This is a genomic window from Bacteroidia bacterium (assembly GCA_039924845.1).
Classification (GTDB): domain Bacteria; phylum Bacteroidota; class Bacteroidia; order DATLTG01; family DATLTG01; genus DATLTG01.
This window is the reverse complement of sequence record JBDTAC010000063.1, coordinates 1-5,258: the sequence shown is the minus strand read 5'-3', so window position 1 is coordinate 5,258 and position 5,258 is coordinate 1. Positions and strand designations below refer to the sequence as shown.

General features: G+C 36.0%; 4 protein-coding genes. 1 reads left to right on the top strand and 3 read right to left on the bottom strand.

Annotated features, from left to right (window positions below; genetic code table 11):
- Nucleotides 1-219: 219 nt before the first annotated feature.
- Nucleotides 220-2,676, top strand: coding sequence for a gliding motility-associated C-terminal domain-containing protein (locus ABIZ51_07020; GenBank protein ID MEO7088524.1), 2,457 nt, complete (start codon nt 220-222; stop codon nt 2,674-2,676).
- 97 nt (nt 2,677-2,773) lie between these two features.
- Here the strand turns inward: ABIZ51_07020 and ABIZ51_07015 are convergent, their stop codons facing one another.
- The 3 genes from ABIZ51_07015 to ABIZ51_07005 form a co-directional block, all read right to left on the bottom strand.
- Complete coding sequence (locus ABIZ51_07015; protein ID MEO7088523.1) at nt 2,774-3,628, bottom strand: lysophospholipid acyltransferase family protein; 855 nt, start codon at nt 3,626-3,628, stop codon at nt 2,774-2,776.
- 366 nt (nt 3,629-3,994) lie between these two features.
- Nucleotides 3,995-4,411 (bottom strand): hypothetical protein, encoded by a 417-nt coding sequence (locus tag ABIZ51_07010; protein MEO7088522.1) that lies wholly within the window; start codon nt 4,409-4,411, stop codon nt 3,995-3,997.
- A 152-nt stretch (nt 4,412-4,563) separates the two neighbouring features.
- Nucleotides 4,564-5,178, bottom strand: a complete 615-nt coding sequence (locus ABIZ51_07005) for a YdeI/OmpD-associated family protein (GenBank protein ID MEO7088521.1) — start codon at nt 5,176-5,178, stop codon at nt 4,564-4,566.
- Nucleotides 5,179-5,258 lie beyond the last annotated feature (80 nt).

Below are 5,258 nucleotides of genomic sequence, written 5' to 3'. Positions count from 1 at the left end.
GGTCATGTATCCTTGGTTAAATAAAACAAGCAAGTAACACAATCACTTTTAAAACCTACAACGCCTTGTACAAAATACAAGGCGTTTTTTTATGTCCTTGAAAAGGCACATTGAAAAATTATTTTTTTGAATTAAAAAAAATCTTATTCTTAAAATAGATATATTTGTTAATCAGATACTTTTTATTTTCTTCATTAAGAAAATAATTTTTCAATAAAAATGAAAAAAAAATTAGTCTTCTTTATTTTTTTAGGATTGCTATTCATTTCTTTTGTTGCCCAATCTCAGGAGCCGAAAGACTCGATTATTCGAGCGAAAAAATATTTCTATCAAGGAGATAGTTTGAATGGTTTTGACGTTGCTGCAAAATATGTTGAAATAGTAAATCGGCTCAAAAATAAACGTGAAATTCTGGCGGAATTGTATCAAGAGGAAACCGCGTTTGTGCAAAAAAAATATCACATCATTCCAAAAAATCCATCCGATGCAATAAATCCCAATAATTATCATGTGCTTGCCAGTACCTGTGATAATATTGATTTTGAAGATGGAAATTGTACCGGTTGGGTTGGTTTTATAGGATATAATTCGAATTCCAATGCACCATTAACAACCACAGCGAACGGCATATTTAACGGACTTCTAAACTACCCAGTACCTTCCTGTAATTATCATACTATTGTGAATGCTGGTGCTGGAAACGATCCCTATGGAGGTTTTCCAGTACTCGATCCAGGCGGAGGGACTTACGCTTTGCGCTTAGGTGGAGACAATATTAATAAACGAAATGGAGGAGATTCTATATACTCTTGCACAGGTGGTGGTACCGGTGCTCCAGGTACATGGGGGTATAGTGGTGGCGAAATAATCGAACAAACATTTCTAGTAACTAATTTGAATGCGTTAGTTACGTATAGTTATGCAGTTGTTTTGAATGCAGGGGTTGGTCATGCCAATGGCCAGCAACCTTATTTTCTGTCGGAAGTATTGGATTCTGCAAACAATGTAATTCCTTGTTTGCAATATTATGTTCAAATTAATGCGGATACTATTCCTACAGGATTTCAACTTTCTTCAAAAGTGAATCAAGATGGAACGCCTGTTTATTATCTTACTTGGACATCAAACAGTTTTAATTTGAGTGCTTATATTGGACATAACGTTACTTTGTTTTTTGCTGAGGCAGGATGCACACTTGGAGGACATTTTGGATATGCTTATGTAGATGGATCCTGTTCAGTTGTTCAAATAACTGCGGCAAATACTTGCGGGTCTACTGTTTTAAAAGCGCCACCCGGTGCCGCTTCGTATGCATGGATAAAAATTCCTTCGGGTTCAGGTATTACAGGATCTGCAACAGGACAATCTGTAACAGTTGACCAAAGTGGTACTTATCAGGTTTCGGTAATGGTAAAACCAGGTTGCAGTTACGTTATTGATACTACCATTATAGTTAAACCAATACCATCTTTTACAGTAAGTCCAAACGATTCTATTTGCAAAGGCGATAGCTCCTATTTAATGGCGAATGGAACAATTAGTTATACGTGGCTGCCGACTTTTGGATTAACTTTAAATTCAGATTCTGTTGTAATAGCAAGTCCGTCCGTAACAACAACGTATACTGTAACAGGTTCAAATAGTTTTGGTTGTACAAGTACACAAGTGGTGAAAGTTTCTCTAAATCAGCAGATTACCGTTAATTCGAATTCTACTACGATTTGTCCCTTAGATAGTACGACATTGATAGCTACAGGTGCAACTATTTATAGTTGGACGCCTTCAACGGGATTAAATTCAAGTATAGGTGCGAGTGTGATTGCAAATCCTACGGCACTCACAACTTATACCGTAACAGGAACATCTTCGCAAGGATGTACAAGTACCGCGCTTGCGGCAGTATCCATTTATCCGGCACCGACCGTAGGAGTTAATTCGGGTACAATATGTTTGGGCGGCAACGTTATTTTAACAGGAACAGGAGCTGTTACTTACAACTGGAAACAAGCAATGGGTTTAAATTCAACGTCGGATACAAATGTAATTGCGAATCCTTTAACAACTACAACTTATACAGTTACAGGAACAGATGCAAATGGTTGCACGGGAACGGCAAAAAGTATCGTAACCGTAAATCCTTTGCCAGCGGCGGCATTCACAGCCAATCCGCTGCAAACAACGATACTTACATCTGTAATTAATTTTACAGATGCTTCTACAAACGCGGTTGCGTGGCATTGGAATTTCGGAGATGGAGATACGCTAACATGGAGCGCAATAGATAACAATCCGACGCATACCTACGCAGATACAGGCATATTTAATGTACAATTAATTGTTATCAACCAATACGGTTGTATGGATAGCGTGAGTATTCCAATCGATATAAAACCCATTTTTACATTTTATGCACCGAATGCTTTTACGCCTAACGGAGATGGAAAAAATGATACTTTTTTTGGAACAGGATATGGAATTAAAACCTATGAAATGTGGATTTTTGACAGATGGGGAAATTTAATTTATCATACCAATGATTTGAATGGTAAATGGAATGGAATAGCATTGGGTGGAACGAAAATAGCACAGATTGGCGTATATGTTTGGAAAGTGGAATTGTTGGATGTGTTTGATAAATCGCACCAATACATCGGACATGTATCCTTGGTTAAATAAAACAAGCAAGTAACACAATCACTTTTAAAACCTACAACGCCTTGTACAAAATACAAGGCGTTTTTTTATGTCTCATATCTGCAAAAAATAAAAGGCTTCACTTTCTCCTTTTGTGTTTCCATCTGCGGTGTGACCAGAGCCAAATTTCCGGCTGACGAATAATTTCTTGTTCTAACTTTCTGGTATGCCATTCGCTGATTTCTCCTTCAGTTGTATCGGCAGGGTTTTTAGGAAATCTATCTGTATTAACAGAATAATAACCGCGTTTGATGCGTTTTACATTCACAAAAATAAGTGGATAATTAAATTTGCGTGCAATCTTTTCTGTACCTGTAAAAACGGGTGTTTCTTGGTTCAAAAAGGTTGTCCAATAAGCATTTTCAGGTGCTGGCGTTTGATCAGCAATAAAAGCAGTTACATTTATTTCATTCCGTTTTTCAATCATAGTACGCACCATATCGTTGGTTGTAACAGGTATGGTTCCGAAACGAGCGCGCAATTGATACATCAATTTATCAAAAAGTTTATTGGAAAGCGGACGGTAAATGACGTACAGTTGATGTTTATGGAGCAAACTAAAAGGATGTCCGCACCATTCAAAATTCCCGAAATGCCCCATCACAAAAAGCATGTTTTTTTTCTGTGCATACAATTCATTGAAAAGATTTATTGTCTCGGGTTCGATGATACAACGTTCCTGAAAATCTTTTTTTGTCATGGAAGCAATTTTAATAGTCTCAAAAATTAAATCGCTCATGTACCGAAAATATTTTTTGGAGAGAACTAAAATTTCTTGCTCTGTTTTTTCAGGAAACGTATTTTTTAAATTCTGAAAAACTATTTTTTTTCGATATCCAACTAAATAATAAAGTAAAAAAAATAAGAAATCAGACAAGAAATAAATAATCCAAAAAGGAAGTAAGGACAATAAATAAATCACTAAAAAAAGCATTCGAAAAATTATTTTTTCAACCATGATTAATGCGAGGAATTATTTTCATTTTTTTTGTATAATTTTTTAGAATCTCGTAATTGTTGATGTTGCGAATCTTTGTATTCTTGAGAAAGTACATCGCTTGGTTTGTGTTTTGAATTTAGATAGGGATTACTTGGTGGACGCCCGTGCCTCCAGCAACTGCTGAATACGAAAATAGATAAGAATAACAGAACTGCCCAAATTGTTTTTTTTGTCGAAAAAATCATTCAACAAACATAAAACATTCTACGTAGAAATGCTATTTTTAAAGAATAATGAGCCAAGAAAAAGAGGTTTCAAAAAATATTTTTTCGAAACCTCTAAGAAAGTATTTAATCGAAATTACTGCGGACCGCCTTTGTTAATCCAAGCTTTTAATTTAGCCGCGTCGCATACACTGAGCGATTGTGGTCCTGTTGAGATGGAATTGGGCATGTGCAAAGAGGAATTCGAAGCTTCTATAAAAACGCGGTAATAAATGCTATTCGAGCCATTATTCATGTTGGCAAAAACACCTGCGTATGTTGTAAAGTTGTACGGTGTACCATGTCCCGTATTGTTATGGCAAGCGCCGCCAGAATTGCAATACGTGGTCATAATGGTGCCGATAGAATTGGTGTAGGTAACGTTAGTAGTATCGCAATTAGAGGGAAGTGTAGTGCTTACAGCGGGAGGAAGTGCAGCGCGATCCTTCACACAGGAATTAATGGTAATAATGGCAGCAAAACCAATAAGTAAAAAAATATTTTTAAACTGCATCTTATTTCAAATTTAGATTGCAAATATAAAATAATTGTGCAAAATATAAAATCTTTAATTGTTTTATCGCATCGTATTCAAATCAGCACGAAACTTTCCATGAAGCAATTTAATTATTTGTAGCGCCCAAAAATTAGTCACGCTGCTTTAGTTTAGGGATGAAATTTTTCTCCATTTGTTAACATCATAATAATTGCCTTCATCCTCTTATCTCTTGTTTCAGGTTTTTTTGCTGTTTGAAGTCGCCATACAATGGCATAAATATTCGTTTTGTTAAGTGTTTTGAAAAATAATTCCGTTTTTTTATTCTTAGCCAATTCTTTTAAAAAGTCGGCAGGCACAACCATGTTGCTTGACGAATCATAAGCTTGTTCCCATCTGCCATCAGCTTTTGCTGCCTCTACCTGTTTAATACCGGCAGCTTTCATTTCCCCTGATTTTTCAAGTCGTTCAATATGTTCCCGATTTCTTTTAGACCAAATGCTTTTGGATCTTCGGGGTGTGAATTTCTGAAGCCATGATTTCGTATCGTATGGTTTTTTTTGTCCATCAATCCATCCATAACATAAGGCCACATCCAGTGCCTCCGAATAGGTTATTGTTATATCATCAGAGTTTTTTTTGAAAAGCCGTATCCAAATTCCTGTTGATGATGTATTGTGTTTTGCCAACCATGAATTCAACTCCTTTATGGTAGTGAATGACAAGATTGGTAAATCCTGTTTCACTGCTTTGTTTTCCTCCTGAATTTTATTTTCCAATTTCATTTTTGATTTGTCAAATGTACAATTCTCCATTATCAATTTTCAATTATTTTGTTGGGTGCAAATTGGAACACTACCAACCC

Bases quoted from the DNA above. Each gene is read 5' to 3' on its own strand.
- ABIZ51_07020 (MEO7088524.1), top strand. From the start codon at position 220: ATGAAAAAAAAATTAGTCTTCTTTATTTTTTTAGGATTGCTATTCATT.
- ABIZ51_07015 (MEO7088523.1), bottom strand. From the start codon at position 3,628: ATGCTTTTTTTAGTGATTTATTTATTGTCCTTACTTCCTTTTTGGATT.
- ABIZ51_07010 (MEO7088522.1), bottom strand. From the start codon at position 4,411: ATGCAGTTTAAAAATATTTTTTTACTTATTGGTTTTGCTGCCATTATT.
- ABIZ51_07005 (MEO7088521.1), bottom strand. From the start codon at position 5,178: ATGAAATTGGAAAATAAAATTCAGGAGGAAAACAAAGCAGTGAAACAG.